The 26952-nt window shown below is 45.7% G+C and carries 24 protein-coding genes; 18 read left to right on the top strand and 6 right to left on the bottom strand.

The annotated features are described in order from the left end of the window. Nucleotides 1-5: 5 nt before the first annotated feature. Nucleotides 6-1304: an ammonium transporter gene (locus ACP26N_RS03815; protein ID WP_165871663.1), complete on the bottom strand. Its 1299-nt coding sequence runs from the start codon at nucleotides 1302-1304 to the stop codon at nucleotides 6-8. A 117-nt stretch (nucleotides 1305-1421) separates the two neighbouring features. Between ACP26N_RS03815 and ACP26N_RS03820 the strand changes: the two genes are divergently transcribed. From ACP26N_RS03820 to mscL, 7 genes are all read left to right on the top strand, one after another. Continuing rightward, complete coding sequence (locus ACP26N_RS03820) at nucleotides 1422-1724, top strand: MerR family transcriptional regulator (protein WP_012369603.1); 303 nt, start codon at nucleotides 1422-1424, stop codon at nucleotides 1722-1724. Between the two features lie 143 nt (nucleotides 1725-1867). Then, nucleotides 1868-2914: a uroporphyrinogen decarboxylase gene (gene hemE / locus ACP26N_RS03825; protein ID WP_131503869.1), complete on the top strand. Its 1047-nt coding sequence runs from the start codon at nucleotides 1868-1870 to the stop codon at nucleotides 2912-2914. After that, entirely contained in the window at nucleotides 2911-3843 is a 933-nt protein-coding gene (gene hemH, locus ACP26N_RS03830; protein ID WP_131503870.1) for a ferrochelatase, read from the top strand. Before hemE ends, hemH begins: the two co-directional genes overlap by 4 nt. Further along, entirely contained in the window at nucleotides 3833-5257 is a 1425-nt protein-coding gene (gene hemG, locus ACP26N_RS03835; RefSeq protein ID WP_131503871.1) for a protoporphyrinogen oxidase, read from the top strand. Before hemH ends, hemG begins: the two co-directional genes overlap by 11 nt. A 136-nt stretch (nucleotides 5258-5393) precedes the next feature. Then, nucleotides 5394-6854, top strand: a complete 1461-nt coding sequence (gene cls / locus ACP26N_RS03840; protein ID WP_371819884.1) for a cardiolipin synthase — start codon at nucleotides 5394-5396, stop codon at nucleotides 6852-6854. A 73-nt stretch (nucleotides 6855-6927) separates the two neighbouring features. Continuing rightward, on the top strand, nucleotides 6928-7821 hold the full coding sequence (locus tag ACP26N_RS03845; RefSeq protein WP_255508424.1) for a Cof-type HAD-IIB family hydrolase: 894 nt from the start codon (nucleotides 6928-6930) through the stop codon (nucleotides 7819-7821). 20 nt (nucleotides 7822-7841) lie between these two features. Further along, nucleotides 7842-8231, top strand: coding sequence for a large-conductance mechanosensitive channel protein MscL (gene mscL / locus ACP26N_RS03850; RefSeq protein WP_114596495.1), 390 nt, complete (start codon nucleotides 7842-7844; stop codon nucleotides 8229-8231). A gap of 54 nt (nucleotides 8232-8285) precedes the next feature. Here the strand turns inward: mscL and ACP26N_RS03855 are convergent, their stop codons facing one another. Further along, nucleotides 8286-10460: an ATP-dependent helicase gene (locus tag ACP26N_RS03855; protein ID WP_426354818.1), complete on the bottom strand. Its 2175-nt coding sequence runs from the start codon at nucleotides 10458-10460 to the stop codon at nucleotides 8286-8288. A 226-nt stretch (nucleotides 10461-10686) separates the two neighbouring features. On the opposite strand from ACP26N_RS03855, the gene ACP26N_RS03860 reads away from it, so the two are divergent. After that, nucleotides 10687-11181: a GNAT family N-acetyltransferase gene (locus ACP26N_RS03860; protein ID WP_131503874.1), complete on the top strand. Its 495-nt coding sequence runs from the start codon at nucleotides 10687-10689 to the stop codon at nucleotides 11179-11181. A gap of 68 nt (nucleotides 11182-11249) precedes the next feature. Here the strand turns inward: ACP26N_RS03860 and ACP26N_RS03865 are convergent, their stop codons facing one another. The 3 genes from ACP26N_RS03865 to ACP26N_RS03875 all read right to left on the bottom strand — a co-directional run bounded on the left by ACP26N_RS03865 (nucleotide 11250) and on the right by ACP26N_RS03875 (nucleotide 14928). Continuing rightward, nucleotides 11250-12710 carry a glycoside hydrolase family 32 protein gene (locus ACP26N_RS03865; RefSeq protein WP_426354819.1) on the bottom strand — a complete coding sequence of 487 codons (1461 nt, stop codon included), beginning with the start codon at nucleotides 12708-12710 and terminating at the stop codon, nucleotides 11250-11252. An 89-nt stretch (nucleotides 12711-12799) separates the two neighbouring features. Then, nucleotides 12800-14398: a sensor domain-containing diguanylate cyclase gene (locus tag ACP26N_RS03870; protein WP_131503876.1), complete on the bottom strand. Its 1599-nt coding sequence runs from the start codon at nucleotides 14396-14398 to the stop codon at nucleotides 12800-12802. A gap of 44 nt (nucleotides 14399-14442) precedes the next feature. Continuing rightward, nucleotides 14443-14928, bottom strand: a complete 486-nt coding sequence (locus tag ACP26N_RS03875; protein ID WP_214854192.1) for a GNAT family N-acetyltransferase — start codon at nucleotides 14926-14928, stop codon at nucleotides 14443-14445. Nucleotides 14929-15076: 148 nt separating this feature from the next. On the opposite strand from ACP26N_RS03875, the gene ACP26N_RS03880 reads away from it, so the two are divergent. Both ACP26N_RS03880 and ACP26N_RS03885 read left to right on the top strand, forming a co-directional pair. Further along, nucleotides 15077-15994: an ABC transporter ATP-binding protein gene (locus ACP26N_RS03880; protein WP_131503878.1), complete on the top strand. Its 918-nt coding sequence runs from the start codon at nucleotides 15077-15079 to the stop codon at nucleotides 15992-15994. Further along, nucleotides 15972-16715 (top strand): ABC transporter permease, encoded by a 744-nt coding sequence (locus ACP26N_RS03885; protein WP_131973256.1) that lies wholly within the window; start codon nucleotides 15972-15974, stop codon nucleotides 16713-16715. The genes ACP26N_RS03880 and ACP26N_RS03885 overlap by 23 nt, the downstream gene beginning before the upstream one ends. Nucleotides 16716-16773: 58 nt before the next feature. On the opposite strand, the gene ACP26N_RS03890 is transcribed toward ACP26N_RS03885, so the two are convergent. Continuing rightward, a complete protein-coding gene (locus tag ACP26N_RS03890) occupies nucleotides 16774-17400 on the bottom strand; it encodes a YczE/YyaS/YitT family protein (protein WP_131503969.1) in 627 nt (208 codons plus the stop codon). Between the two features lie 174 nt (nucleotides 17401-17574). Between ACP26N_RS03890 and ACP26N_RS03895 the strand changes: the two genes are divergently transcribed. From ACP26N_RS03895 to ACP26N_RS03930, 8 genes are all read left to right on the top strand, one after another. Further along, nucleotides 17575-18138 (top strand): glycerol-3-phosphate responsive antiterminator, encoded by a 564-nt coding sequence (locus ACP26N_RS03895; RefSeq protein ID WP_026833733.1) that lies wholly within the window; start codon nucleotides 17575-17577, stop codon nucleotides 18136-18138. 191 nt (nucleotides 18139-18329) lie between these two features. After that, entirely contained in the window at nucleotides 18330-19154 is an 825-nt protein-coding gene (locus ACP26N_RS03900) for an MIP/aquaporin family protein (protein ID WP_131503880.1), read from the top strand. A gap of 34 nt (nucleotides 19155-19188) precedes the next feature. Continuing rightward, on the top strand, nucleotides 19189-20679 hold the full coding sequence (gene glpK / locus ACP26N_RS03905; RefSeq protein ID WP_131503881.1) for a glycerol kinase GlpK: 1491 nt from the start codon (nucleotides 19189-19191) through the stop codon (nucleotides 20677-20679). Between the two features lie 133 nt (nucleotides 20680-20812). Beyond that, nucleotides 20813-22468, top strand: a complete 1656-nt coding sequence (locus ACP26N_RS03910) for a glycerol-3-phosphate dehydrogenase/oxidase (protein ID WP_131503883.1) — start codon at nucleotides 20813-20815, stop codon at nucleotides 22466-22468. Nucleotides 22469-22604: 136 nt separating this feature from the next. Next, the gene (locus ACP26N_RS03915; RefSeq protein WP_214854189.1) at nucleotides 22605-23288 is read left to right on the top strand and encodes a DsbA family oxidoreductase; all 684 of its coding nucleotides are present in this window, start codon (nucleotides 22605-22607) and stop codon (nucleotides 23286-23288) included. Nucleotides 23289-23318: 30 nt separating this feature from the next. Continuing rightward, entirely contained in the window at nucleotides 23319-24308 is a 990-nt protein-coding gene (locus ACP26N_RS03920) for a lipoate--protein ligase (RefSeq protein WP_131973253.1), read from the top strand. Between the two features lie 51 nt (nucleotides 24309-24359). Next, on the top strand, nucleotides 24360-25247 hold the full coding sequence (locus ACP26N_RS03925) for an SDR family oxidoreductase (RefSeq protein ID WP_131503886.1): 888 nt from the start codon (nucleotides 24360-24362) through the stop codon (nucleotides 25245-25247). 125 nt (nucleotides 25248-25372) lie between these two features. After that, nucleotides 25373-26917, top strand: a complete 1545-nt coding sequence (locus ACP26N_RS03930) for a fatty acid--CoA ligase family protein (RefSeq protein ID WP_131973285.1) — start codon at nucleotides 25373-25375, stop codon at nucleotides 26915-26917. The last annotated feature ends 35 nt before the right edge of the window (nucleotides 26918-26952 follow it).

The following is a 26952-nucleotide window of genomic DNA, read 5'->3' on the forward strand; positions in this document are numbered from 1 at the left end:
ACCTCTCAATTGACTTTTTCGGTCGATTCTTCCTGTTCATACTCAGGGTGCAACTCTTTGTTGACCGGTGCAGGAAGGTCGTAAGAAGCCTGTCCGTGCTCGGCAACATCGAGTCCACGCAGTTCGTCTTCCCGTGTAATCCGGAGACCGATGGTTACGTCGAGCAACTTGAGGAAGGCATAACTTAAGACACTGACTACGACGACTGCGAAGACGACACCAAGGGCTTGAACCCCAAGTTGTGTAAATCCACCGCCGTAAAACAGTCCGGCTTGTCCAATTCCTGTGATTTCAACCAGTCTCGGCGAAGCGAAGAATCCGGTAGCGAGTGTGCCCCAAATTCCGGCCACACCGTGAACAGAGAAAGCACACAATGGATCATCGACACGACGGGCAAGCAGGATGCTTGTTCCGTACGTGATGACTCCGGCCAGGAAGCCAATGACGACGGCTCCCCAGGGCTCGACGAAGGCACAAGCCGCAGTGATGGCAACAAGGGCGGCTAAGACGCCGTTGATGATCGACGGGATATCTGCGACCCGGCGGTGCCAAAAGGAAATGGCGAGCGCACCAAGAGCACCAGCAGCTGTCGCAAGTAATGTCGTCAAGGCGACATAGCTGAAGAATCCGTCAGCGATCGTTAACGTCGAACCGGCATTGAATCCAAACCAACATAACCAAAGAATGAAAGCCCCGACGACGGAGTAGATGACGTTATGACCGAGTAAAGGTGTTTGTTCCGCACCAATCCGTTTTTTCAGGATCAGAGCAGCGACGAGAGCGGCAATCCCACCTTGTAAGTGGACGACGGTCGAACCGGCAAAATCCTGCATTCCGAGAGAACCAAGGAAGCCGCCGGCCCAAACCGAACGGGCGATGATCGGATAGATGATGGCGACGAAGAACGTCCCGAACAACAAGTAGACGGATAGTTTTGCCCGTTCCGCAAAACCACCCCAAGCGATCGCGAGGGATACGGCGACAAATGACAGTTGGAAGAGGAACTTGACATCGATTGTTACATTTGACCAGTCAAGGCTTGAAAACCCTCCTTGAAGGAAGAATCCTTCTGTTCCGATTAAACCTGGACCATCTCCGAACGTCAGTCCGAAGCCGATCGCCCAAAAGGCAAGGGCGGCAACGGAGAAGCTGATTAATTGTTTAACCGCGACATGCCCGGCATTTTTAGCCCGCAACATTCCTGTTTCGAGTAATAAAAATCCAATCTGCATTGTAAAGACGAGTAAGGTAGCGAATAAGACATAAAACGTATCAACCGAAACTAACATTTCTTCTAAATTCATCATCGTTCCTCCTTTATCAATTTAAAGTATGTGTTTACTTTAGACGGAAATCCTTTCCAAGAAACGTCTTGTGTCAGAAAATCTGACATGGTATTTTGAAGGAAAGGAGTGACGAAGATGAATTACCGGGAGAAGAAGGTGATGACGATTGGGATTGTCTGCGAATTAACCGGTTTGTCGGAACGTCAAATTCGTTACTATGAAGAACGAAAATTGATTTTTCCAGAGCGGACGAACGGAAAAACACGAAAGTACTCGTTTACAGACATTGAACGATTGGTAGAAGTTGCGGAAAAGATCGAAGACGGATGGCGGACACACGAAATCCGTGAAAAAGAACGGAAAGTAACGGAACAACAACGTTCGGATTTGATCCGTGGACAGTTGAATGCTGCTTTCGGACTCTATAAGAAACGGTGAACATTTGATGAACGGGTAACAGAACTGTAATTTTGTAAACGATTTATTGGCACACCGTTCTGAATTTCAGATATAATGTTTCTGTGTTCACAAACTTATCGTGCGTTATTTTGGGGCGTTAGAACGAGTATAAAGGGGTAGTTATGATGAAAAAATTTAATGATACATTTTTGCGGGCCATTCGTGGCGAAGAGGTAAGCCATGTACCGGTCTGGTATATGCGACAAGCAGGTCGGTATCAAGCGGAGTATCGTGAAATCAAGAAGACACGGACACTGTTTGAGATTACACATGATCCTGAGTTATGCGCATATGTCACAGAACTACCAGTGAAGCAGTTGGGAGTCGACGCAGCGATTCTCTATAAAGATATTATGACGCCATTGCCTTCGATGGGTGTCGACGTAGAGATTAAAAGCGGCATTGGTCCTGTCATTGCAAATCCGATTCGGACAATGGACGATGTTCAAGCGCTCCAACCATTTAAAAAAGAAGATATTCCCTACATTTTCGAGACGATTAAACTGTTGCGTGAACGTCTCGAAGTTCCGTTAATCGGTTTTTCGGGGGCGCCGTTTACATTGGCCAGCTATATGATCGAGGGTGGTCCGTCAAAAGGCTACCATAAAACGAAAGCATTGATGTATGGTCATCCTGATGTATGGCATGCTTTAATGGAGAAACTCGGAGATATGGTCATCGATTATATCAAAGCACAAGTCGATGCCGGCATCCAGGCATTCCAAATCTTCGATTCGTGGGTTGGTACGACGAGCCGGAATGATTATGTTCTGTATATCAAACCGACGATGGAGCGTATTTTCACGGAATTGAAAGAAACGGGCGTTCCGATGATCATGTTTGGCGTTGGAGCAAGTCATTTGGCGGAAGAGTGGCACGATCTGCCGCTGGATGTCGTCGGACTCGACTGGCGGTTGTCGGTAGATGCAGCACGTGAACGCGGACTGACGAAAACCTTACAGGGAAATCTTGATCCATCTTACCTGCTTGCCCCATGGGAGATTCTCGAAGCAAAAACAAAAGAAATCCTTGATATGGGAATGAAACGTCCCGGTTTCATCTTTAACTTAGGACATGGAATTTTCCCGGAGGTGGATCCGGAAGTCTTAAAACGTCTCACTGCATATATCCATGATTACTCGAAAGAAAAAATGGAGGTAGCGAAATGAAAACATTAGGATTACTCGTCATGGCGTATGGTACGCCGTATAAACCGGAAGACATCGAACGTTATTACACACACATCCGTCGTGGACGCAAACCGTCTCCAGAAGCATTGGCTGAACTGACAGAACGGTATGAAGCAATCGGTGGTGTTTCACCACTGGCGCAAGTCACGATTGATCAAGCGGAAGAATTACACCGCCAATTGTCGGAAAAATATGCGGGTGAAATCGAATTCAAGCTGTATTTGGGTCTGAAGCATATCGAACCATTCGTCGAAGATGCTGTAGAACAAATGGCGAAAGACGGCATCACAGAAGCAGTCACTGTCGTACTTGCACCGCACTACTCGACGTTCAGCATCCGTTCATACAACGGTCGGGCGAAAGAAGTGGCAGATAAACACGGCATTCATTTGGCTTCTGTTGAGTCATGGTACAAAGAAGAAGCGTTCATTGACTGGTGGGGTAAAGAAATCCGGAAAACGTTTGATGCATTACCGGTACCGGAAGAAAAAGCGGTCTTGGTCGTGTCCGCACACAGTTTACCGGAAAAAATCATCGCGAACGGTGATCCGTACCCGGAACAATTAAAAGAGACAGCAGACCTGATTGCGGCACGTGCCGGTGTCAAACATATGATCACAGGCTGGCAATCAGCCGGACAAACGCCAGAACCTTGGCTGGGACCAGATGTACAAGATTTGACGCGTGACGTTTATGAAGCAAAAGGGTATGAAGCATTCGTCTACGTTCCTGTCGGATTCGTTGCCGATCACTTGGAAGTCCTGTTCGATAATGATTATGAGTGTAAAGTCGTCTGTGACGAACTGGGTATTCATTACGCACGTCCGATTATGCCGAATGCAGATCCTGCCTTCATGAGAGCAGTCACCGAGGCTGTTTCGAAACAGGTCGGCAGTTATGTCAAGTAAACGTCTCGTCATCGTCGGCGGTGGTATTACTGGTCTTGCCGCTGCCTATTACGCAGAACGTACTTTTCCTGATTTGAACATCACGTTGCTTGAAGCCGGAGAACGTCTGGGCGGAAAAGTCGCGACGTACCGAGAAGATGGTTTTACGATTGAACGCGGACCGGATTCTTACGTCGCCCGAAAACATATTTTGACGGATTTGATTGAAGCAATCGGACTGGGTGAAAAACTGGTCCGAAATAACACGTCCCAAGCGTTTATTTTGGATACGGGTGGTCTTCACCCGATTCCTAAGGGTGCGGTCATGGGAATTCCGACGGATCTTGATCTGTTTCGGGAAACGACGTTACTGACAGAACAGGAAAAACAGGAAGTCGCTGACTTGTTGTTGCATCCGTCGGAGGAGTTAAGGATTCCTGAACAGGACATTCCGCTCGGAGAGTATTTACGTCCGCGGCTCGGGGATGCACTAGTCGAAAAACTGATTGAACCTTTGTTATCCGGGATTTATGCCGGTAACATCGATCAGATGAGTACGTTTGCGACGTATCCCCAATTCGTCGCGAACGAACAAAAAGCCGGTTCACTGTTTGAAGGGATGCGTTTAATGCGTCCGCTCGATCAATTGCCGCAGACTCCGCAAACAACAATCAAAGCGACGGGACAGTTTTTATCGCTCGAAACAGGACTCGAATCGTTGATTGAACGATTGGAAGAGATGCTCGAACGTTCGGAAGTGCGGCTGGAAACGCCATTGCTTGAGATTTCACGTGAAGACGGACGCTACCGGTTGAAAACGGATCATGGTCCGGAGTATGCAGATTACGTACTCTTGACGATTCCGCATCCTCAAGTCGTCAAATTGTTGCCGGATGCCCACTTGCCGGAGCTTGAACAGTTGACGACGCACTCGACGGCGACGATTACGATGATTTTTGATCAACAAGAGTCGTTACCGATTGAAGGAACAGGTTTTGTCGTCAATCGACGGGCACCATACTCCATCACGGCCTGTACGGCGATCGATCAAAAATGGAATCATTCCGCTCCAAATCATACGGTCCTGCGTGCATTCGTCGGTCGACCGGGCAATGATCATTTGGTTTATGAATCAGATGAAGTTCTGCAACAAGCTGTGTTGCAGGATTTAGAGAAGATTTGTGGACGGGCATTAGAACCGAAACAAGTCATCATCAGCCGGTTGGTAGATGGTCTTCCTGCATATACAGTCGGTCATGCCGATCGAATTCAGCGCGTCCGGGAGGAAGTATTGGCACAATATCCCGGCATTTATCTCGCAGGACTTGCCTATGACGGGGTAGGATTGCCGGATTGTGTAGCCAGTGCAAAAACAATGGTTGAATCAATTGAATTGGAACAATCCCACGCGGATGAATCCGTCAATGAATCATAAAATCTTATCCAGTGCAGGAAACTCCATCTTTTTTAGGAGTTTCCTGCACTTTTTTGTTTTATTTACTTTGAAAATAAGGAATACCTTATACATTGCAGCGGGAAAAGGTGACAGGTAGAACAAAGGAGGAGATCCAGTGCTTGACGTGTTGAGTACGATGCTCGTTATATTGGCTTACGGCTTGATTATCATGAATTTATTGGCGGTCGTCACCGTTATTTTTTTGGAACGACGAGACATTGGCGCAACATGGGCATGGGTTCTGATTTTGTATTTTGTTCCGTTGATCGGGTTTCTGATTTATTTATTTTTTGGACGTCTCTTGAAAAAAACAAATTTTTATCACGTCGAACAAACGGAAAAACAAGAACAATCACGACGCGTGACGCTTCAATTAACCGAATTGGATAAATTCGAGACACAACAGCGTCATCCTGCTATCGTCCGGTATGACCAACTGATCCGGATGAATTTAGTGTCGAACGATGCGTTGCTCAGTTTTAAAAATGAGGTCGTCATTTTATCGGACGGTGAGCAAAAATTTAATCGGATGATGACCGACATCGTAAATGCGGAACACGAAATTAACATCCAGTATTACATCATTCAAAAGGATTCGCTTGGACAAGCGTTAATTGCCGCTTTGACAAATAAAGCGAAACAAGGAATCAAAGTCCGGTTGCTCTATGATGCGGTCGGCTCCCGTGATTTGAAACGGTCCGACTTTAAGGAATTGATGAAATACAACGGGGAAGTGTTCGCTTTTTTTCCGCCGACAATCGGTTTGATCAACTTCCGTCTCAACAACCGAAACCATCGGAAGTCATGTATCGTCGACGGGAAGATTGGTTATATCGGCGGCTTTAACGTCGGAACGGAGTATTTAGGGATCGACGAAAAATTCGGCTACTGGCGCGACACGCATTTCCGGTTAGAAGGAGAAGTCGTCCATGATCAACTGGACCGGTTCATTTTGGACTGGAATCAGGCCAGTGACAGCTATACGGCAAAAAATGCTTTTTATTATGGCGCCCATTCGATTGAACAGGAGCTGCCGATGCAGATTGTGACGTCGGGTCCGGATTCAAAAACGGAATATCTCAAAAATCTGCTGATTAAAATGATTTCATCCGCGAAAGAATCGATCTATATCCAGTCGCCCTATTTCATTCCGGATACCAGTTATATGGACGCCTGCAAAATGGCGTTACTGGCAGGTGTCGAAATCCGAATTATGATTCCGAACAAGCCGGACCATCCGTTCGTCTACTGGGCGACGACAGCGGCAGCAGGGGAACTAATTGATTATGGAGCAAAAATCTATACGTATGAACCTGGATTTCTCCATGCGAAAACGATTGTCGTCGATCAGGAAATCGCATCCGTCGGAACGACGAATATCGATGCCCGGAGCTTCAGATTGAATTTTGAGATGAACTCGATCGTCTACGATCAGCATGTTGCAGAAGAACTGGCCCGTCTGTTTGAAGCAGACTGTCTCGTCTGTGAGCAACTGACGGCTGAAAAATATGCGAAACGATCCCGACTCATTAAGTTTAAAGAGAGTATTTCCCGATTGTTGTCTCCGATCCTTTGAGCGGAATCAAAAGGGTCGGAACAGGAATATCATGCTGAAAATGGTATAGTAAAATGGAAAAAGATAAAGGAGAGTGAACGTTTTGGCAAAAGCAATCAAATTATTGATCTCAGACATGGATGGTACGGTGTTATCCAGTAAACAGAAAATAGAACCGGAAACGATTGCAGCCATTGAAGCTGCAAAAGAACAAGGCATTGATTTTGCGATTGCGACAGGACGAAACTACTTAAATGCAAAAGAATTGACGGATCAGGCAGGGATCACATGTCCGATCATCGCGTCGAACGGAGCGCGCGTTTTGACCGTTGACGGGGAAGAACTGAGTGCGACGACGCTGACAACTGAGCAAGCGCAACAAATTTACGGCATCATCAGCCAATACGAAGTATTTTTTGAGATGTTTTGTGACCAAGGTCTCGTCACGGCACAAGGATCAACGATTGACGCCGCCTATGATTCGCTCAAGGAAATGAGTCAGGAAAGCGACCGGGCAAAGGATGTGCTCGACTTTTTCCACAATCGTTATTACGTCAATGAAGATGTCAAGATGATTGATGGATTCCGCTCATTCATTCGTAACCAAGCAGGGCAGGTCTTTAAGTTCATTTCCTTCTCTTTTGATCAGGAGTTGATGAAAAAGATTTGGAAAGAAATCGAACAAAAAGTGGACGGAATTTATGTGACGTCGTCCGGTCATGACAACATTGAAGTCATGGCACTTGGTGCCGATAAAGGAACAGCGGTCAAAACACTGGCAAAGCACCTTGGAGTGTCAATCGAAGAGGTCGCCGTCATCGGGGACAACTTAAATGATGTTCCGATGTTCAAAGTCGCCGGAATGGCGATAGCGATGGGGAATGGTCATGACGACGCAAAAGCGATTGCGCATCAAGTGACGAAAACAAATAATGAAAATGGGGTCGGCTATGCGATTCGTCAGTTGGCTGATCGGGCATGGACGTAACAAGAGAGGGGTAACAGGCATTGTTCAAAGCGTTTAAGGAGTTTGCGTTTCGCGGAAATGTCATTGATTTGGCAGTAGGGGTCATCCTCGGGGCTGCCTTCAGTGGCATCATCAAATCTTTGGTCGACAGTATCTTCATGCCGTTGATCGGCATTATCATCGGTGGAATTGATGTCAAAGGATTGTCCGTCGAGGTCGGAAATGCTAATTTGTTATACGGTCAATTCCTGCAAGCGAGCATTGAGTTCATCTTGATTGCATTTGCCTTGTTTTTGTTTGTGAAAGGCATCAATGCTTTTCGTCGGAAAGAGGAGACGACGGAAGAAGTCGCAGCTCCGACGACGGAAGAAAAACTGCTTACGGAAATCCGTGATGCACTGGTCCGTCAAAATGATGAACGCATGACATGATCAACAAAAGACTCATTTTCCACTGGAGCTCGTCCGGTGAAAAATGAGTCTTTTTTAAAGAATCGTTATCAGATGATTTTCGGAACAGACTTGGAGGGACAGTTGCTTATCGATGCCCTTATCAAACTGAATCTCGAGAACGTCGTCCATCAAATGAACAATCGTTCCCTCGCCGAAGGATTTATGACGAATTCGCATGTTCTTCTCGACGGCAAGAAGCGGTCCTGCCGGTGTATCGTTCAAACGCGGAGCATAGCGGGCTTCTTTTTGTGCCTTTTGATCCGGATTGAGAATCTGTCGGATATTTGCGATGAATAAGGATTCTTCGACCGGCTTTGACTTATACCGGTAAGACAAAAGATGAAGATCGTGCCGTGCCCGTGTCATACCGACATAAAACAGGCGGACTGCTTCTTCCATTTCTTCGAGTTGTCCGTCTTTGTAAGATTTGATGTTATCAGACGACGGAAGAACACCGTTGATCAGATCAATCATGAAGACACGATCGAACTCAAGTCCCTTGGCACTGTGGAAAGTCGATAAGGTAACGGCATTTTGATGTTTATTGGACTTCGCTTGACGCATTAATTGTTCGAGATGCAAAATCCGTTCTTTAAAGGCAAGGGACGTCGGAAGATCACTTGCAACATTTTCAATCGTATTGAGCATTTCAAGTAAAAAATCAATGCTGAATCCAAGACTGTCACTCATTTTTTTCAGGTTTTTTTCATAGCCCAGTTCATTACGAATCAGTGCCAATGCGGCAGCAGGACGGGCAGTTTGCATGGCAGCAAAGACCGATTTAATGGTTTTGAGTTGTTTTTTTTGATAAAACTTCATCTCGACATGATGAAGCAACAAATCAAACACGTTTTCTCCGTTCCGTAATTCGTACAGACGCTGTAATTGAACTTTTGAGATATACCCTGCAAATTTCGTATGAATTTGCGCCAAAACATCCACATCGGAAGGGTCGTTTGCCAATTCGATGAAATGTAAGATATCCTTTAAAACCCAATGGCTAAAGAATTTATGGTCGACGTCCTTGATATAAAAAGGAATGCCGGCTAGATCAAGAGCATTCATGATGTTTATCGAGGACGAATTATTACGGTATAAAATCGCTACTTCTTTAAAATTCGTTTCCTCACGTAATTGACGAATGACATACCGCGTTTGGTCTTCGTACGCCGGTAACGTTTCAACGGTGATGGCACGGGACGACGGATTTTCCGTATACATTTTCTTCGGGTAACGGACCTTATTACGCTGAATGAATCGATTGGCGGTCTCGACGATTTCTTTAGAGGAACGATAGTTTTGTTCCATGTACAATACGGTCGCATCGGGATACGTATCTTTAAAGTGGATGATTTTTGATACATCCGCACCGCGCCAGCTGTACAGCGTTTGATCATCGTCGGCGACGACACAAAGGTTATTGTGAGGCAGTGCCAGTTTTTCGACAAGTTGATGCTGAACTAAAGACGTATCCTGACTTTCGTCCGTTAAAATATACTCAAAACGCCGTTGGTACGATCTAAGCAGTGCGGCATCTTCTGACAGAATCGTATTGGCATACGTCAACATGTCATCAAAGTCCATCAGCGGATGGAGGGGATCCCGCAGTTTAAATTGTTCATAAGCTGAGTAAATCTCCGGAAAATGTTTAATGGTCGTTTTTAATGTTTCAACATCCTTCGTTACCAATAACCGATTTTTAACGAAAGAAATCATTCGCAGTAATTCATCCATCTGATCTTCCGTAATGACGCTCCGGTTAATTTCTTGGAAAATCCGGCGAAGAATCATTCGTTTATGCAACGGCTGTTCCGGACGATGTGTTGCCGATTTTTCAACGGCTCCTTCGATAATCGTATACTGAAGGCGACGTGTTGCCGCATAATCACGGACGACTTGAAAGGCAAAACTATGGATCGTCGAAAAGGAAGCCGTCGTCCCGATTAAATGATGAAACCAATCATGAAAACGTTCTGCCATCTCATGAGCAGCGGCTTTGCTGAAAGTTAATCCTAAAATAGACCGGGGATTCACCTTTTTTTCGAGAATCAAATAGGCAATTTTAAAGTTCAATGTTGTGGTTTTTCCTGAACCCGGGGAAGCGAGTAATAGGAGCGGACCTCGATCGTGCTCAATCGCTTGGCGCTGGACAGCATTTAGTTTGTTCCCGGTTTCCATCTCCATGCGTTCAAAAAAGTCTGGGGACATCGGTTTATTCACCTCTTACCTTTGTAAACTCAATTTTCTTTTCTTAGTTTAGCATTTTCAGCCGGACAATTGATTAAGTCTACACAAGAAGTGGAATATAAGTAAAGATAAAATCTTTTACAGGAACGTTCCTGAATCATTGGCTAAAACATCTAGAACATGTAAAATGGAAATAGATGTAAGGGGAGTGTTGGGTCTCCTTGACTAATGGAAGGCGGAAAAAAGTATGTCTCAAGTAAAGCTGTTTATGTATACCAATGAACATTATGAACAATGTGATGCGTTTATTCTTCCGGAAGAACAAATCCAATTTACGACATTTCCGACCGAAGTCGTGTCGGAAGCGGTAAGTAATCCGGACAAGTTTCCGGTCGTCATAAAAAAAGAGATGGAAGTCGTCGGATTTTTCATCCTGCATTTAAATCCACCGAAAACATACCGGACAGATGAACGCAGTGTCCTGTTGCGGGCTTTTTCGATTGATGCAAGACATCAGCAACAAGGCTATGCCAAAGAAGCAATGATGCAATTACCTGCATTCGTGAATGAACATTTTCCAGAAGTAACGGCGATTACGTTAGCGGTCAATAAAAAGAATATCGCGGCAAAATCCTTGTACTTTAAAACAGGTTATGTGGACACGTTACAATCTGTCATGGGTCCGATTGGCGAACAACACATATTAGCCTTTGATCTTCAAAAAGAAACAGCTCCTCAATAAAAAGCACATTCCACAGCTGATCTGTGAGGAATGTGCTTTTTTTGCAGGAATAAAAAAGAATCAACGGCTTACAGGCTGTAAATGGCCAGCTGAGCCGTCGCGTCACCTGTCAGAACGATGCCTTGGCTCGTCGTTTTCGGGAAAATCCGGGCGGAAGCAACGGCTTCCCCGTCATTTAGAAATACTTCGATTGACGAACGATCAACGAACACCCGTAAGGTATGCAATGGTTCGGTCAATACGGTAGAACGAGTCGTACCATATTCGAGTGCTGGCACATCTGCCCCTGATTGTCCGCGATCAATGGTAAATCGATTCGTTTGTTGATCGTATCGCAGAACGGTTTCTTCCTGCTCGCTGACCCGAAGCTTCACTTCCAATTGGTCGGAAGAAAGTTGCAACTGGGACAACTCGAGCTCGAAAATTTCTGCTTGTGCAGGCAGGACTTCACGGACCAACTTCAGTTCCTTTTCGTACAACGTTTCTTTACGGAGTGACGTTAGTTCCTGAACGGGTTTTTGACGCAACTGCTGATTTTCGAGTGTCAGTTCTCGCGGCAACGTCAAACCGTGTGCCCAGTTATAACGGTCGCTTGGATACGAGATGTCAGGTAACCCCATCCAGCCGACAAGAATCCGGCGTCCGTCTGCTGCAAGTGTCGTCTGGGGAGCATAAAAATCAAATCCGAAATCAAGTTCCACAAAATCCTCATGTTGGAAAGCAAGCTCGGGAAGGGCGAGTGGTTGTCCCATCAAATATCCCGACTGGAAGATGTTTTGGTAACGATCTCCTGCGGGAGCAATCCCTTGCGGACTGAACAGTAATAGTCCTTTTCCGTCCAGTTCAAAATAATCAGGACATTCCCACATGTAACCGAATTGATCGTAACGGGTGACGAGTTCGCCCATCAAGGTCCAGCTCTCCGCATCTTCGGATTGATACATTACTGTGCAGCCGGTCAGATCGTCACGTTGAGCCCCGATGATGCAATACCATGTACCGTGATGCTGAAACACTTTAGGGTCCCGGAAATGCTCGGTATAGCCATTTGGAACGGTTGGAATGGCAGGGGGCAGATGCTTGTCAATCCGGCCGTCCGAACGAAGGTGACCAACGATTTGACTCGTGTGTCGCTTCCAATCTGCATCCCGTTTGTTTCCTGTATACATGATATGGATCTGATCATTTTTAATGAAACCACTTCCGGAGTAAGCACCGTGTGAATCAGGATCATCGTTTGGAATAAGGGCTGCTCCCTCATCAAACCAGTGCACTAAATCCTTTGAAGTCATGTGGTACCAGTATTTCAATCCGTGAACGGGGCCGAGCGGGAACCATTGGTAAAAAAGATGATACGTGCCGTTGTGATAAACAAATCCGTTCGGATCGTTCAACAAACCGGTTGGGGGTTGAATGTGGAAAGAAAACCGCCAAGGTGAGTTGCGTACTTCTTCTTTCATGAGTTGATACACTTCCGGTGCAAGATCGGAAAGCGGGCGATAGCGTGCTTCGCGTGTCCACTGATTCATGTTGTCAGCTCCTTGTTGTAAGTAGTTGGGGATTGCTTCTTCTATGCGTTCACATTACGGAGAAGCGGTGATCTTGTCAATGAAGCCTCTTAATGATGGAAGGTCAAGCATCCTTTGCCCCGGTGTTTGGAATCATACAAAGCAAGATCCGCACGGTGAATGACTTGTTCGATCGATTCTTCGGTCGAACGAACGGCGACTCCGATGCTGGCTCCAATAAACAAAGTTTGTTGATTCAGAAGATACGGATACGAAAGCGTGTGGATGATGTCCTTGCCGTACCGGTCGATATCTTCCGTCGAAATCTGTTCGTTGAGGATAATCAGAAACTCATCCCCGCCAAGCCGTGCCGTAATCCCTTCATAGCGTAAGGATTTTTGAAGACGGTCGGCAACTTCGATTAACAATAAATCACCCATCGCATGACCATACTGATCATTGATTGCTTTAAATCCGTCTAAATCAAGATACAGGTAAATCTGATCATGCGTTTTACGAGACAGTTCATCCAGATAATCAGATAAACCATTCCGGTTCGGCAGTCCGGTCAAAGCGTCATGAAGGGCGAGTGACTCGTAGGTCGTTCGTTCTTGCTCGGTATGGGTCAATTTCGTCGTCAGTTCGCGTAACGCGACGGACAGTACTTCTATCTCACGAATCCCGGTATGTGACGGAATCGATTTTGATCGATCGTGTTGCATGGCTTCTGCTGCCTGCGTGATTTTCTTTAAGGGGCGAGTCAACAATCGGGCTACGAACCAACCGATGATGGCTGTCAGCAAAGAAGCAATCAATCCGGCAATCAAGATGTAATTTCTCAGAGTGCTTGCATCTGAAAAGGCAACTTGACTCGGTTGGCGGACGAGAACGGTCCAGCCGAGACCGTCGTAGTTTTTATAGCCTTTACTTTTGGCGACACCGGTTAAGTATTCCTGCCCTTTTTCCCAGTCGGAAATCCGGTATCCTTTTTGATTTCCGGCTAACCAGGCAGACGGTAAGTTTTTCCCGCGCCACTGTTTCGGACCGAGAAGGACCGTCCGGTTTTGTTTACTGACGATGAAGAATTCGACATCTTTAATCTGTGCGGTAGAACTTTGGAAGCTTTGTTCGATTTCCTTGGCCCATTCAAAGCTGAGATGTGCGGCGAGGACGCCACTCATTTTTCCGTTTATAAATAGCGGTGTGCTGATATCGACGAACTGTAACGGTTCGCCGCTCGGGTTGGGAAGTAATTTGGCCAGTAAAACAGCATCATGCACATCTCCGATAAACGGTTTTTTTTGTGCTTCCTGAAAGACAGGACGCGCTTTGATTGATTGACCTTCTAGAATTTTCCCGGTCGATGCAACGACTTGTCCATCAGGATCCATGACGCCAATCCATGAAAAGTCAGGGATTTGTTGTTGCAACTGTTCAAGCGTATTGCGTGTTTCAGCCGGATTTTGTTCGTCACGAATCGTCGGTAACGTCCGTAAGACGTTGACTTCAGCGGTACGGGACCACATATAGTGATCCAGTTTATCGGATAACTGATAGGCAGTGGCAGACAAAGTCGTTCCTACTTCATCCTGTAGACGGTCTGTTGCACGATTGCTGATTAAAAACGTCAAGGAAAGTGTCATGACGAAAAAAAGACCGGCAATCAATAAGGCGAGTAAAACATCAAAACGGATAGAAAATTTCTTCATAATAAACTCCAATTCCATTAATGAGATAAACAGGATTCTTCTCATTATTTTAGCATACGATCATCGCATGATTTCATTTTGATGAAAACTTCGACGGGTTGATTGTGATTGGATATTCCATATCGTTCGAAGCGGAAACCGAGATCTTCCCAAAAGCGACGTCCTGATACATTTTCAGGTAGGACGGCTAGACGAATGACAGGACAATCATGTAAATACTGTTCGTGGAAAAGACGGAAAATCATCGAACCGATGCCCTGGCGATGAAGCCGTTCGGGCATTAAAAACAACCCGATCCAGGTGGAATGATCGGTTAGGTGTTCCGGTAAATAATCGATGAGGGCAAGTATATCTTCCCCGTCAAGACAAAGGAGGCTAATCGTATCGTGATTTAAAAATTCTGCTTCTAATTCGTGTTCTGATAAAGGAAGTAATCGACCTTCCAGTTGAACATAGTGCGGGTGTTCAGCATAGATGGATTGAATGGTTGGAAAATCTATTTTTGTCACAGGAACAAATTGAAGTGGCATCAGGGTTCCTACAGTTAAATAGAGTAGTGAACATCTTTTAGTATACGATTTTGAATTGGAAATGGATTACATAATTGTAAGGATAGGAACTTTTTTACGTTGAATCACGTACACTGAAGTAAGAAGAACAGCAAGAGGAGGAAAAAAGATGCTGAAAATTGAACACGTATCAAAACGTTTAGGCAAAGAACAGATTTTAAAGGATGTCAGCTTTGAAGTGTCGCCAGGAGAAGTGTTTGGATTTCTTGGACCAAACGGGGCAGGGAAAACAACGACCATCCGAATCATTACAGGACTAATGGAACAGGATGAGGGGACAGTCACCGTCAATGGTTTTGACGTCGTCCATGAACGCTCAAAAGCATTGACACAAATCGGTGCTATCGTCGAAAATCCGGCATTCTACACCTACATGACGGGCAAGCAAAATCTTGTTCATGCCAAGAATCTGATTCCGGGTCTGACTCAGGTTGACTATGAGGCATTAGCGAAACTCGTTGGTCTTGAAGGAAAACTGTCGAAAAAAGTCGGTGAATATTCACTCGGGATGAAACAACGTCTTGGAATTGCCCGGGCCTTGTTACATAATCCGCGGGTTTTGATTTTGGATGAACCGACGAATGGACTGGATCCGGCCGGGATTGCCGAACTGCGCGAATATCTCCGGGCAATGGCACGCGAGCAGGATATTGCGATTTTGATTTCCAGCCATATGTTAGGTGAGATGGAACAAATCAGTGACCGGTATGCGATCATCGACCAAGGGGTCATCAAATCGGTCGAGTCTGTTCGAAATGAGACGGGAGCCAAAATCATGATTCGTGTTCCGGAAAATAATGTACGCGACGTCATTGAAGCATTGCGGGTTGCCAACTATCCGGCCGAACGCTTGAACGATAAAATCGTCATCACGGCACCTGAAACCGAGACACCGGCTATCGCCCGATTAATCGTCCCGATTGCTGATTTACATGAACTGACTGTAAAACGAATGACACTGGAAGAACAATTCTTGCAAGTGACGAAAAAAGAGGGGGATTCACATGCTTTCGCTCATACAAAATGAATGGATGAAATGGTGGACGATGAAAAAATCAAAAATCGTCTTAGCTCTATACGTCGTTATCGTCGTTGGACTTGTCATTATTACGAAAATGAATGATTTTGACATGACGCGCAGTGATTATTATACGTTGGTTTCGACAATTTTATTCGGCTTGCTTGGCATCATTACGATTGTCTTCACGGCGGAAACCGTTGGGAATGAAGTCCGCTACGATACGATGAAACACCTATTGATGAGTCCGTATTCGCGGATGATGATTTATTTTTCAAAGCTGTTGTTCTCAATTTTAGTCATGCTTGGACAATTCATCTTCATCGCGGTCATTACGTACGCTGCTTCGTTTGCCTTTTCTGAAGCCGGTGACAGCATCCAGTGGCGTGATACCGTGTTGTCGCTCGTTAGTCCGGTTTTCACAATTTTCATGACGTTATTCTTCTCACTTATCTTCCGCTCTGTCGGGATGATTATCGGCTTCACCGTGCTCGCCCAGTTCTTTACGTCGATTGTCGGGAATGTGTTACTCGCCTTCAAACCGGAAATCGCGAAATGGATTGTTTTGATGCATTTGGACTGGTCGATGTACTTCAAAGGCGCCTTGACATATGGAACGGCAGAACCGATGGGAACGACATTGACGTTTTCTGTCATCTTCGTTCTGGCACACATCTTGGTGTTATTCGGCGGATCAATTTTGATTTTCCAAAAAAAATCATATCTTTAAATCTAAAAAAAATCCTGTCTCCACTGTGACATTCACAGCGCGGACAGGATTTTCTGCGTCAGGTGACACGACGGGTGATCGGAAATGTCTTTTGGAAAAATTCAATCAGTGGACCATTTAACAACAGAAAGACGAACGTTCCGACACCGATCCCAATCAATTCGTGTTCGACGAACGACAAGATGCTGGCAATCAAAAATGGAATCGCCAGGCTGACCGTTGCACCAATCGAAGTACTGTTGAATCGGCTGATCAATGATTTCATCAAGTAATCGGGCGGCATCAGGACGAAACCGATTTGCAGATACAGGGCAAGTCCGAGCGAAATCAACGGCATCCCGATGATCATATACAAAATACGCGCCCACAAGGCGACCGGTGTATAAAGGAGCTGGTGAATCGATAAGAAGAAATCAATCGCTGTCCCGAACAGGACGACAAGGGAAAAACTAAGTAAAATCGTCCACCAACTGAAACGGCTGCCAAGGAGTAAAGCACTGATCAGCGCAAAAACATGCAGGACGACGATGGCGAGTCCGACGGTCAACGGCGAAATTCGGGCTAACGCTTCACTGGCAGATGTCCACGGGGCGCTCCCGATGGCGGCCGTGACCATGAAGCTGTTGCCGAGGGCGTTAATAAGGATGGAAAATAAATAAATGATGATTCTTTTTTGTTGACTCATGCGAGGCACAGGGGAAAAGCTTCTCCCTATGCTTCTCACCTCCATTTCAAATCAGTATCGTTAAGCTATACCCTAATTTAATCGTTCTTTTCATTTGTTTTCATAAAAAGAGGATTGCGGAAAACATTGCGGAGACGACATACTAAGAACAAATCAAAGAAATGAGGACGCTATATGACGTACTTTGGTCAAAAGATTCTACCGTCTGTAAGAAAGTTGGAAGACTTTGAAAAAATGTTGAAAAGTCCTTATGAATACGGTGTACTACTCGAGATGCACGTCTCGCGCTTAAAGGCCGTTTATGAATTGGCACACCGGTATGATAAAAAAATGTTTTTGCATATGGATTTAGTCCAAGGGTTAAAAAACGATGAATTTGCGACCGAATATGTCTGCCAGGAATTAAAGCCATATGGGGTCATATCGACAAAAGCGAGTGTCATCTTAAAAGCCCGTCAAAAAAAGGTCAAGACGATGCAACGGATGTTTTTACTTGATTCCAGTTCGCTTGAAAAAAGTTATCATCTGATGGAGCGGACGCAACCTGATTATATCGAAGTATTACCGGGATTGATGCCGAAGTATATCGAAGAGGTCAAACGAAAAACCGGCAAACTGGTATTCGCGGGTGGATTGATTGATACCGTTGAGGAAGTAGAACAGGCAATCGCGGCTGGAGCATCGAGTATTACGACATCCAATAAAGAGTTATGGAAATACTTTGAACCAAACAAATGAAAACGCTATGATAAAGATCACGTAAATCGTTTGACAGCGTTTTCATCGATTGTTATAGTGAAAACAAGTTGATACGAAGTGACGGAGAAATCGGAGATTCACGCTTTCATGCTTTTTGAGAACATTCAAAAAGCCGAGGCGCGAATCTCTTTTTTTTGTTGCTTTTTTCACATACAAAGGGGGAAATACGTATGTCACCGGTACTAGCAGAATTTTTAGGAACAGCGCTTCTCGTAGCATTCGGGAATGGTGTCGGAGCAGGTGTTACATTAACCAAATCCTACGCAAAAGATGCCGGCTGGATCGTCATTACGTTAGCCTGGGGGTTTGCGGTAGCGCTCTCTGCCTATGCGGTGGGTCAATTCAGTGGCGCCCACTTGAATCCGGCCGTAACACTTGGTCTTGCTTTTGACGGATCATTTGCATGGGCGGACGTTCCGGGATACATCGTGGCACAAATATTAGGTGGAATTGCCGGAGCGAGTATCGTATTCGTTCATTACTTACCGCACTGGGCAGAAACGAAAGATCCGGCGGCAAAACTGGGTGTTTTCGCGACATCACCTGCGATTCCACATACATTTGCGAATGTCATGAGTGAATTGATTGCGACATTTTTGCTCGTCATTGGAATTTTATCGATTGGAGCCAATACGTTTTCAGACGGTCTGAATCCATTGGTTGTCGGTGTCTTGATTGTCGGTCTCGGAATGTCATTTGGGGGGACGACAGGATACGCAATGAATCCGGCACGTGATTTAGGTCCGCGAATTGCGCATTTTATTTTGCCGATTGCAGGAAAAGGTTCTTCTAACTGGGGTTATGCCTGGATTCCGGTACTTGGTCCGGTTCTTGGTGGAAGTCTCGGTGGATTGTTTTACCGATCTGTCTTCTCCGGGAAAGATACACCGGCATTTGTGATTGTCGGACTTGTGACAATCATCATATTAGGTTTATGCTATAAATTCGGTGTTCGTCCGAATAAATCAACGTCAGTGAAGTCGAAGTCAGCTTAAGCTTAACTTACTAGATACAAAGGATGGGGAAGAGATGGAGAACTACATTTTGTCATTAGACCAAGGAACAACGAGTACACGGGCGATTTTATTCAACCGTTCTGGAGAAATCGTTCATTCCGCACAACGTGAGTTTACGCAGTACTTTCCAAAACCGGGTTGGGTTGAACACAATGCTAATGAAATTTGGGGAAGTGTCCTTGCAGTTGTTGCAACCTGTCTAACGGAAGCTAACGTTAAGGCGACACAAATCGCCGGAATCGGTATCACGAACCAACGGGAAACAGCAGTCGTCTGGGAGAAAGAGACTGGAAAACCGATTTATAATGCAGTTGTCTGGCAATCGAGACAAACAGCTGAGATTTGTGACGAGTTGCGGAGTGCCGGTCATGCCGAACTATTCCGTGCAAAAACAGGTTTATTGATTGATGCCTATTTCTCCGGAACAAAGGTGAAGTGGATTCTTGATCACGTTGAAGGTTCACGGGAACGGGCTGAACGTGGTGAACTATTGTTTGGAACAATTGATACATGGCTGATTTGGAAGTTGTCAGGCGGTAAAGCCCATGTCACGGATTACTCCAATGCCAGCCGGACGTTGATGTATAACATCCATGAACTGAAATGGGATGACGAATTACTTCAGCTTCTCGATGTTCCAAAAGCGATGCTTCCTGAAGTCCGTCCGTCTTCTGAAGTTTATGCCCATACAGCTGGCTATCATTTCTTCGGTGAATCAGTTCCGATTGCCGGTGCTGCCGGAGATCAGCAGGCTGCTTTATTCGGTCAAGCTTGTTTTGAAAAAGGAATGGCGAAAAACACGTACGGAACGGGCTGTTTTATGCTACTGAACACAGGCGACAAAGCTGTGACATCGGAACACGGTCTCTTGACGACCATTGCGTGGGGAATCGACGGAAAAGTCCAGTATGCGCTCGAAGGCAGTATTTTTGTGGCCGGTTCAGCGATTCAATGGTTACGGGATGGTCTTCGCCTGATTAACGATGCGAAGGAAACAGAAGCTTACGCGACACGTGTGACTTCTTCAGACGGTGTTTACGTTGTTCCTGCCTTCGTCGGTCTCGGGACACCTTACTGGGACAGCGATGTCCGTGGTGCAGTCTTCGGTCTGACGCGCGGAACGGAAAAAGAGCACTTCATCCGGGCGACACTTGAGTCACTCGCCTATCAGACGCGTGATGTCTTGACGGCGATGGAACAGGATTCCGGAATCGAAATGTCTGCCTTACGTGTCGACGGCGGGGCCGTCAAAAATGATTTCCTCATGCAATTCCAGAGTGATATCATTCAGGCACCGGTCGAGCGTCCTGAAATCAATGAGACAACGGCTCTTGGCGCGGCGTATCTCGCTGGTCTGGCTGTCGGATTCTTTGAAAACCAAGAACAGATTTCGGCGCATTGGAAGATGGATCGTCGCTTTGAGATGAACATGGCGGAAGCGGAAAGCGAAGATCTTTACGGTGGATGGAAAAAAGCTGTTCAAGCGACGATGTTGTTTAAATGATGTGACATATGTTATAGTAACAACAAGTTAATAAACCGGTCGGAGAATATGGAGAGACCACAGCAACAGTTGACACCGTCAGTCTGTTTGTTGTGGTCTCTTTTTTTTCGAACCTAAACAGGAGGAACTATTCATGGCAAACCAACAATTTTCAAGCAAAAACCGTGCAGAGGTCTACAATCGATTAACGCGTGAAGAACTCGATCTACTTGTCGTAGGTGGAGGAATCACGGGGGCAGGAATCGCTCTTGATGCTGCGTCACGTGGCATGAAGATTGGACTCGTTGAGATGCAGGACTTTGCAGCGGGAACGTCAAGCCGTTCAACGAAATTGGTACATGGTGGTTTACGTTATTTGAAACAATTCGAAATCCAAATGGTTGCCGAAGTCGGGAAAGAACGGGCAATCGTGTATGAAAACGGACCACACGTTACGACACCGGAATGGATGTTGTTACCGATGCATAAAGGCGGTACATTCGGACCGTTCAGTACGTCAATCGGATTACGTGTTTATGATTTCCTGGCAGGCGTTAAACGTTCAGAATGGCGTTCAATGTTGTCAGCCAAAGAAACATTGGCAAAAGAACCGCTTGTAAAACAAGACGGTCTAAAAGGCGGCGGTTACTACGTCGAGTACCGGACAGATGACGCCCGTTTAACGATCGAAGTCATGAAAGAAGCGGTTGCTCACGGAGCACGTGTCGTCAACTACACGAAAGCGGAAGAAATTCTGTATGAAAACGGAAAAGTCGTCGGAATGCGTGTGACGGATCTTGCGACAGGAGACGTACATGAAATTCGTGCGAAAAAAGTCGTCAACGCAACGGGTCCTTGGGTCGATGAATTGCGTGAAAAAGACGGTTCGAAAGTCGGCAAACAACTGCGTTTGACAAAAGGGGTTCACGTCGTCATCGACCAGTCAAAATTCCCGCTGAAACAAGCTGTCTATTTCGATACACCGGATGGCCGGATGATTTTTGCCATTCCACGTGACGGAAAAGCGTATGTCGGAACAACGGATACGTTCTTTGACAAAGACACATCACATCCGAAATTTACAGTCGAAGACCAGGAATATGTTCTCGATGCAATTCATTACATGTTCCCTGAAGTGAAAGTGACAGCGGAAGATGTGGAATCAAGCTGGGCCGGTGTTCGTCCATTGATTTATGAACAAGGAAAAGACCCGTCTGAAATTTCGCGGAAAGACGAAGTATGGCAGTCTGAATCCGGTTTGATTACGATTGCCGGCGGAAAACTGACAGGCTACCGTAAAATGGGTGAGCACGTCGTTGATCTCGTCGCCAAATTATTAAAACAAGAAACAAACCGTGCCTATACACGTTGTGCGACAAAAAACATGCCGATTTCAGGTGGCCATGTCGGAGGGGCAGCCGGGTACGCGAAGTTCTTGAAATCACAAGCACCGGCAAACGGATTAACATCAGAAGAAGTGTTATTCCTTGCGAAACGATACGGTTCGAACATACCGGTCGTTCTTGAATATGCGGCATCGTATGATGCGGCGGAAACAGAATTACCGCGTGATGTCTATGCACAGCTTCATTACGGAATCAACCACGAAATGGTGGCACGTCCAATCGACTTCTTCATCCGTCGGACCGGCGCCGTCTTCTTCGATATTGCTTGGGCACGTCAGCATAAAGAAGCAGTCATCAAAGAGATGGCCCGTCACTTGAACTGGACAGCTGCACAAACAGCAGAATATACAAAAGAACTTGAGATCGAAATTGAGGACGCAGCTCACGCACTCGTCACAGAATAAATACTTGTTCGACAAAAACTCCTTTGCTTTCGGCGAAGGAGTTTTTACTGTCCTATGAAATCAGATTCATTGCAAGCGAACGCCCGGGCGATTATGCTAAACATACATGATAACTACATGAAGGAGATGGAACACGATGAAAGTTGAAGTCTGGTCAGATTATGCCTGCCCATTTTGTTATATCGGTAAGAAACGTTTGGAAAAAGCGATTCAGGAGAATGGAGCGACAAACGTCGAAGTTGAATTTAAAAGTTTTGAACTCGATCCGTCAGCACCGGAAACACCAACGATGGGATTGTACGAAATTTTAGCATCAAAGTACGGGACATCTGTTGATCAAGCTCGATCGATGTCGCAAGGTGTCGTCGATGCGGCGAAAACCGATGGTCTGTTCTATGAGATGGACCGCGTTGTTCCGGCAAACACATTTAAGGCTCACCGCCTGACTCAACTTGCGAAAAAGCATGATAAAATGGATGAAGTATCAGAAGAGTTATTCCAAGCTTATTTCATGAATGGTGAGAACTTAAACGACGATTCGATTTTGATGCGCATTGCGACTACTGTTGGACTCGATCCAACAACGGTAGAAACCTTCCTCGCATCTGACGAGTCTTCCGATGAAGTGCGTCAGGAAGAAGATATGGCTCGTGAACTCGGTGTGACCGGTGTGCCGTTTTTTGTATTTGACCGGAAATATGCCATTTCAGGAGCGCAGCCTGTTGAAGCATTCAGCCAAGTATTGGACCGGGTGCAACAAGAACAAAAAGTAGAAATCGTAGCTGAAGGTGATGCCTGCGGAGTCGACGGCTGTAACTAAATTTGATTGTTAAAGGAGTACATGAAACTTATGAAATTCATTTTCCATCCAGATATCCACGATGCACGGATCAATCTTGCTGTCGAGGACTTTATTTTGAACAATTTAAATGTCAGCGAAGAAGATTATTTCCTGTTCTACATCAACGGTCCGTCGATTATTGTCGGTAAAAACCAAAACACGAACGAGGAAGTCAACTTAAAATATGTTGAGGAAAACGGCATTCATGTTGTCCGTCGTTTATCAGGCGGTGGTGCCGTTTACCACGACCTCGGAAACCTGAACTTCAGTTTCCTGACAAAAGATGATGGAGATTCGTTCAATAACTATAAAAAATTCACGGAGCCGGTCGTAAAAGCACTGCACAAATTGGGTGTCGAAGCAGAGCTGTCCGGTCGTAATGACATTCATGTCGGAACCCGGAAAATCAGCGGAAACGCCCAGTTTACGACAAAAGGCCGGATGTTCAGCCACGGTACATTGATGCTTGATTCAAACATTGAGGAAGTTGTCAATGCGTTGGTCGTCAGTGAAGAAAAAATGCGTTCAAAAGGAATTAAATCGGTCCGCAGCCGGGTCGCAAACATCTCTGAATTTTTAACAGAGCCGTTGACGATGGATGAGTTCGTCGAACATCTCCTTGAATCGATTTATGAAGGAAAAGAGATGGAACGTTATGTCTTGACGGACGAAGACTGGGCAAAAGTCCATGCGATTTCAGCAGAACGGTACGGGAACTGGGATTGGAATTTCGGTAAATCACCGAAGTTTGATGTGATCCATAAAAAACGTTTCCCGATTGGAACGATTGATTTCCGCTTGAATGTGAAAAAGGGAGTCATCGAAGAAGCGAAAATTTACGGCGATTTCTTCGGAGTCGAGGATGCCGAGGAAATCGCACGGGCATTGGAAGGCAAACGGTATGACCGGTCTTCGTTACGCGAAGTCTTGAGTCAGTACGAATTAAAGAAATATTTTGGTGCCGTGGAGCTGGACGAAGTGCTTGACGTTTTAGCATAAGCTTTTTTGGGAAAACTCTCTCTATCAACTTGCATAGGGGGAGCTTTTTTCATGGGCTACAATAAAGATAACTTTTTAGAGGGTACATTAAACGACTTCATCAATTTTGAAAAAGTTTCGGAAGGCTTACCGAAAACGGAAGATCAACAACCGTTGCCGTATTATGAACGGGACGATTACCGTGCTGCCGGGAAATTAAAAGGCAAAGTGGCTATCGTAACGGGTGGTAATTCAGGAATCGGGCGTGCGATCTCGATTGCCTATACATTAGAAGGTGCTAAAATCGTCATCGCGTTTTATGGTGATCAAGAAGGTGCAGAAGAAACAAAAGCCCGTCTCGAAGAACTTGGTGGCGAAGTGTTACTTTCGCAAGGAGACATCGGAGACGGCGCGTATTGTGAAGAACTCGTCCAAAAAACCATCGACCGTTTTGGTCGTCTTGATATCGTCGTTAACAATGCGAGTATGCAAAAACCGGAAGATTCGTTGCTCGACATTACAGACGAGTCAATGGAAAAAACATTCAAAACAAATATTTTCGGGATGATGCGCTTAGCACGTGCGGCTTTACCTCACTTGACACTCGGCTCGGCCATCATTAATACGACGTCTTCGACAGCATACGAAGGAAACTCCCTCTTAATCGATTATTCGTCGACAAAAGGAGCCATCGTCAGCTTCACACGTAGTCTGTCAATGAATCTTGCGAAACAAGGGATTCGTGTCAATGCCGTTGCTCCAGGTCCAATTTGGACACCATTGATCACAGATACATTCCCGGATGAATCGGTCAAAACGTTTGGTAAAAACACACCGATGGATCGTCCGGGACAACCGGCAGAAATGGCTTCGGCCTACGTCTTCTTAGCTTGTAACGATTCAAGTTATATGACGGGTCAAGTCCTGCATCTAAACGGTGGCGTCATCGTCAACGGTTAAAAAGAAAGAACGTGAAAACGTTTCCATAAAATGCTACACTATCCATACAGGCGGACACGTCATGTATGGATTTTTTTTGCATTAAAAATGAACGGTTATTCATTCGAAGGGGGAAGCTAGTTATGATGGGATTGATTCATTCGGTGGAAGAAACAGCTCGGCAACGTCCGGATAGCATCGCCTACGTATTTGAAGATGTCGCAGTCAGTTATCATGAATTTGTTGAGAAGTTTCACCGGGCCGCCGGAGCACTCGAGTCACATGGAATTCGAAAAGGGGATCACGTTGCTCTAATACTTGGAAATAGTCCGGCTTTTTTGATTGGGTATTATGCTGTCATGAAGCAGGGGGCAGTTGCCATCCCAATCAACCCGACCTATACGCCAGATGAACTCGGTTACATCTTAATGAACGGCGATGTTAAAGGGATTTTAGGAATCGCACCGCTTGTCGAAGCAGCAAAAGAGCGATTGGTTCATTTACCGCATCTTTCTGTCGTCGTCTCCGTTCCGTTTAACGGTCAAGTCGGTCCGGAAGAACGACTTGGAAATGTTCAGTTCACGACGCTTGAGCGGTGGTTAGAGATTGAACATCCGATTCAGGAAGTGACGTATGAAATGGATGAGACCGCTGTTATCCTGTATACGAGCGGAACGACAGGGAAACCAAAAGGAGCGATGTTATCACATCGAAACCTGACTTCCAATGCCCGTTCCATCGGGGAATACTTAAATGTCTCGGAACAGGACCGGACACTCGCTGTGTTACCGATGTTCCATGTCTTTTGTTTGACGGTCGTGGTCAATGCGTCACTGGCACACGGGGCAACGGTTGTCATTGCTGCCCGCTTTTCACCACAGGAGACGTTTGAACTGGCGAAAAAAGAACAGGTCACGATTTTTGCGGGTGTGCCGACGATGTATAACTTCCTGCTACAGACAGTAAAGGCGCATCCGGAATATACGAATGCGTTTGAATCCATCCGTTTATTCGTTTCAGGTGGAGCGAGTTTACCGGTACCGTTGCTTCAATCCTTTGATCAAACCTTTAACTGTCATATCCTTGAAGGATACGGTCTGTCCGAAGCGTCTCCCGTCACATGCTTCAATCCTTTGGACGGAGTACAAAAGCCGGGCTCGATCGGACCTTCGATCATCGATGTCGAAAACAGGGTCGTCGACGAACTCGGGCAGGAAGTACCAATCGGTCAAGTCGGAGAATTAATCGTACGTGGTCCGAACATCATGACCGGTTACTATAAAATGCCGGAAGAAACGCAAGCGACGTTAAAAGAAGGATGGCTCTACACCGGCGACTTAGCAAGACAAGATGAGGATGGATACTTCTATATCGTCGACCGGAAAAAAGATATGATTATCGTTGGCGGATATAATGTCTATCCACGTGAAGTCGAGGAAATCTTATATCAACATCCATCGATTGTCGAAGCCGCCGTCATCGGTGTACCCGACGAAGAAATGGGCGAAGCGGTAAAAACATTTGTTGTCGTACGTGAACCGTTGACGGAAACGGAAGTCCTCGACTTCTGTGCCATCTCACTCGCTAAGTATAAGTGCCCGACACGAATTGAATTTATTGAACAATTGCCACGAAATACAACGGGTAAGATCTTACGGACTGTCTTGAAAAAACAACCAACCAGTTCATGATTTCAATATAGAAAAAAAGAACTTCAGGTTTCTGA

This window comes from Exiguobacterium sp. R-39, assembly GCF_049942815.1.
Classification (GTDB): Bacteria; Bacillota; Bacilli; order Exiguobacteriales; family Exiguobacteriaceae; genus Exiguobacterium_A.

Excerpts from the sequence above, each read along its gene's own strand:
- ACP26N_RS03860 (WP_131503874.1), top strand. The coding sequence starts at position 10,687 with ATGTCTCAAGTAAAGCTGTTTATGTATACCAATGAACATTATGAACAA.
- ACP26N_RS03925 (WP_131503886.1), top strand. The coding sequence starts at position 24,360 with ATGGGCTACAATAAAGATAACTTTTTAGAGGGTACATTAAACGACTTC.
- hemE (WP_131503869.1), top strand. The coding sequence starts at position 1,868 with ATGATGAAAAAATTTAATGATACATTTTTGCGGGCCATTCGTGGCGAA.
- ACP26N_RS03885 (WP_131973256.1), top strand. The coding sequence starts at position 15,972 with ATGCTTTCGCTCATACAAAATGAATGGATGAAATGGTGGACGATGAAA.
- ACP26N_RS03875 (WP_214854192.1), bottom strand. The coding sequence starts at position 14,928 with ATGCCACTTCAATTTGTTCCTGTGACAAAAATAGATTTTCCAACCATT.
- ACP26N_RS03820 (WP_012369603.1), top strand. The coding sequence starts at position 1,422 with ATGAATTACCGGGAGAAGAAGGTGATGACGATTGGGATTGTCTGCGAA.
- ACP26N_RS03920 (WP_131973253.1), top strand. The coding sequence starts at position 23,319 with ATGAAATTCATTTTCCATCCAGATATCCACGATGCACGGATCAATCTT.
- ACP26N_RS03915 (WP_214854189.1), top strand. The coding sequence starts at position 22,605 with ATGAAAGTTGAAGTCTGGTCAGATTATGCCTGCCCATTTTGTTATATC.
- hemG (WP_131503871.1), top strand. The coding sequence starts at position 3,833 with ATGTCAAGTAAACGTCTCGTCATCGTCGGCGGTGGTATTACTGGTCTT.
- ACP26N_RS03900 (WP_131503880.1), top strand. The coding sequence starts at position 18,330 with ATGTCACCGGTACTAGCAGAATTTTTAGGAACAGCGCTTCTCGTAGCA.
- ACP26N_RS03895 (WP_026833733.1), top strand. The coding sequence starts at position 17,575 with ATGACGTACTTTGGTCAAAAGATTCTACCGTCTGTAAGAAAGTTGGAA.
- ACP26N_RS03870 (WP_131503876.1), bottom strand. The coding sequence starts at position 14,398 with ATGAAGAAATTTTCTATCCGTTTTGATGTTTTACTCGCCTTATTGATT.
- ACP26N_RS03855 (WP_426354818.1), bottom strand. The coding sequence starts at position 10,460 with ATGTCCCCAGACTTTTTTGAACGCATGGAGATGGAAACCGGGAACAAA.
- ACP26N_RS03890 (WP_131503969.1), bottom strand. The coding sequence starts at position 17,400 with ATGAGTCAACAAAAAAGAATCATCATTTATTTATTTTCCATCCTTATT.
- ACP26N_RS03880 (WP_131503878.1), top strand. The coding sequence starts at position 15,077 with ATGCTGAAAATTGAACACGTATCAAAACGTTTAGGCAAAGAACAGATT.
- ACP26N_RS03865 (WP_426354819.1), bottom strand. The coding sequence starts at position 12,710 with ATGAATCAGTGGACACGCGAAGCACGCTATCGCCCGCTTTCCGATCTT.
- ACP26N_RS03910 (WP_131503883.1), top strand. The coding sequence starts at position 20,813 with ATGGCAAACCAACAATTTTCAAGCAAAAACCGTGCAGAGGTCTACAAT.
- hemH (WP_131503870.1), top strand. The coding sequence starts at position 2,911 with ATGAAAACATTAGGATTACTCGTCATGGCGTATGGTACGCCGTATAAA.
- ACP26N_RS03930 (WP_131973285.1), top strand. The coding sequence starts at position 25,373 with ATGGGATTGATTCATTCGGTGGAAGAAACAGCTCGGCAACGTCCGGAT.
- ACP26N_RS03815 (WP_165871663.1), bottom strand. The coding sequence starts at position 1,304 with ATGAATTTAGAAGAAATGTTAGTTTCGGTTGATACGTTTTATGTCTTA.
- glpK (WP_131503881.1), top strand. The coding sequence starts at position 19,189 with ATGGAGAACTACATTTTGTCATTAGACCAAGGAACAACGAGTACACGG.